Annotated in this window: 3 protein-coding genes; 1 reads left to right on the forward strand and 2 read right to left on the reverse strand. The window is 59.7% G+C overall.

Annotation, left to right across the window (positions count from 1 at the left end):
• Positions 1 to 96: 96 nt before the first annotated feature.
• On the forward strand, positions 97 to 525 hold the full coding sequence (locus tag CN311_RS29475; protein ID WP_245440990.1) for a hypothetical protein: 429 nt from the start codon (positions 97 to 99) through the stop codon (positions 523 to 525).
• Positions 526 to 616: 91 nt separating this feature from the next.
• On the opposite strand, the gene CN311_RS29480 is transcribed toward CN311_RS29475, so the two are convergent.
• Together CN311_RS29480 and CN311_RS33115 are read right to left on the reverse strand one after the other, a co-directional pair.
• Positions 617 to 1,411 (reverse strand): lytic murein transglycosylase, encoded by a 795-nt coding sequence (locus CN311_RS29480; RefSeq protein WP_097577129.1) that lies wholly within the window; start codon positions 1,409 to 1,411, stop codon positions 617 to 619.
• A 63-nt stretch (positions 1,412 to 1,474) separates the two neighbouring features.
• The coding region (locus tag CN311_RS33115) for a hypothetical protein (RefSeq protein ID WP_208866602.1) at positions 1,475 to 1,668 on the reverse strand (194 nt) is incomplete at its 5' end.

Below are 1,668 nucleotides of genomic sequence, written 5' to 3' on the forward strand. Positions count from 1 at the left end.
CTCTAATATAAGGAAAGTAAAACAAGCTAAGGCGGCTCCTATTGACCTTTTAAAAGCTTCATCTAAATTCCCTCGCGGGACGGAGGGATCATCTTAGTGAAAAACGCCATTTTTCTCCTGCTTGCGGCGGCCATCGTCTTTACCGGAGGCCAGTCCTCGCAGGCGGCCCCGAAACGCGAGCAGAATCCAGACGGATGCATCTCCGCTGTCCACCTATGGAGCATCACGTTCAAGCACGAGATCGCCTCTTTCATGGGCGTCTCGCAGGAGCGCATGCCGGCCCTGTTCTGCCAGCGCCTTGGCGAAGGAATCCGCAGCGGGCGGATTACGTACTCCGACTTGAACCGGCTACAGCTCGACCAATCGACCGAAATCTGGCTGGTCATCAAGGGCAAGTCCAAGGCTGCCGCTAGGCCCGCGCCGGCGCCGCGGAACCCCAACTTCCGTACCTGCCACGGTATCACCGGTACCTTCCAGATTCCCGCTTCCCGGAAATGCCCGTTGAGCGGCTACGCGAACAATTGAGAACGAAGGCGCTGGCCGCTCTTGGCATGCCACACGTACCGACAAAAAAGCCCGGTGGATGGCCGGGCTTTTTGTCGAATGGAAATGTCTATCAGCCGCCGTCGATCGCGTCGGCGATGCGGGCGATGGCTTGTTGATAGACGCTCGCGGAATTCCAGCCGGCAATTGCGCCCATATTCGCCGACGCACTCGCGCCCGCCCGCCAGCCATGACCCTTGAGGAAGTTGGCGGTGGACGCCAACGCAGTGCTCTTGTCGCGCAGGTTTCTGCTGCCGACGCCATACTTCATGACATTGCCGGGCAGGAACTGCGTGTGGCCAATCTCGCCATGCATGGCGCCGACCGAGGAGGCGCTCAACGCTCCGCGATCGACCAGCTTCAGCGCCGCAATGGCATGCGGGTAGAAGAATTCCGGGCGGCGGCAATCATAGGCAAGCGTCAAAATGGCGGAGACCGTATTCTGGTTGCCCATGGAGGACCCGAAGCCGGTCTCCATACCCCAGATGGCGAGCAACACACCCGGCGACACGCCGTAGGTCCGCTCGATCTTGTCGAACAGCGCCGCGTTCGACTTCTTCAACGCCCGGCCCTTGGCAATGATCGCGGATCCGCCACGGCGCTTCATGAAGGCTTCCACCGAGCCGCTGAAAGCCTTGTGGATGGCGCGGTCGGCGGCGATCGTCCTTGTTGCGTAATTCGCGTTGGCCAGAGCAGCCAGACCCTTCGCGCCTACACCATTGGCCCGGGCCTCCGCCGCAAACTCCGGCTTCCAAGCATCGAAGCCGGCGCCGCTCTTGCCGCAGCTGGCTGCCTGCGCGCCTGTAGCCGCGGCAACCATCATCAATGCCGCCGCCGCGTAAATCTTTCCCTTGGCAAGAAATGCCATGCTTTTCTCCTGATTGCCTGAATCACGTCCCGGTTGCGAATTTGCCAGCGAAACGTGCGTTTGTCACTGCTGGTACATTCGTACGCGCGAAGTACGCCCCAACACTTTGAACCCGCTTATCATGCTTTCCGAAAGTCGACTCCGGTTTTCGGGCAGATACGGTAAGAAGTCGTTTACGCGTTTCCCGGTACCGCGCTGGCGAATGCCGCAGAACTTGCCTACGATCAAGCAATTATTGTGGCGGGGCAGAATATTCA

Origin of the sequence: Mesorhizobium sanjuanii (assembly GCF_002529485.1) — a bacterium.
Taxonomy (GTDB): Bacteria; Pseudomonadota; Alphaproteobacteria; order Rhizobiales; family Rhizobiaceae; genus Mesorhizobium; species Mesorhizobium sanjuanii.

What these genes read in the sequence shown, in the direction of transcription:
- CN311_RS29480 (WP_097577129.1), bottom strand. Translation starts at nt 1,411, where the DNA reads ATGGCATTTCTTGCCAAGGGAAAGATTTACGCGGCGGCGGCATTGATG.